Source organism: Photorhabdus africana (assembly GCF_035181445.1).
Lineage (GTDB): Bacteria > Pseudomonadota > Gammaproteobacteria > Enterobacterales > Enterobacteriaceae > Photorhabdus > Photorhabdus laumondii.
On record NZ_JAXBVE010000152.1, the window covers coordinates 1 to 561 of the forward strand.

General features: G+C 42.6%; 1 protein-coding gene. It reads left to right on the forward strand.

From position 1 onward, the window contains the following. A partial coding sequence (locus SLS51_RS23170) for an Rpn/YhgA-type helix-turn-helix domain-containing protein (protein WP_500690696.1) occupies positions 1-229 on the forward strand: 229 nt, incomplete at its 5' end. Positions 230-561: the final 332 nt, after the last annotated feature.

The window sequence follows — 561 nt, forward strand, 5'->3', positions numbered from 1 at the left end:
ACAACAATCTCCGGAGCATGAAACGATGTTGATGACTATTGCAGAACAGCTTGAACAAAAAGGGCTTGAGCGAGGTATCAAGCAAGGTATTGAGCTAGGTCGAGAGGAAGGCCGAGAGGAAGGTAAAGTGGAAACGGCTCGTGCCTTATTACGGCATGGCGTGAGTTTGGATATTATTGTCACCAGTACCGGACTGAGCCGGGATAAAATTGAAATGTTAAAGCATTAAATTCATCTTCTCTTTTACAGCAAAATGCCGATATTCAAGATCGGCATTTTTGTTCTTATTTATAGGGAATGAAATGATACCTTAAGAGCATGGGGAATTCGATTAGGCGAGTTCATGAACTTCTTTGTTGTAAGGTATCAAAATTTACAAATTCTGATACCGGAGGAACTTGCTACATAATCCAATGATTAAAAGCCATTGATATTTTGAAGGTGTTATACCCCGTCATCTTTCAAGCTGCCTCTTTGTTGGCTGCTCTCGCTCACCCCGGTCACATAGTTACCTATGCTCCCGGGGATTCACTCCCTTGCCGTCGCGATGCATCTTGAAAT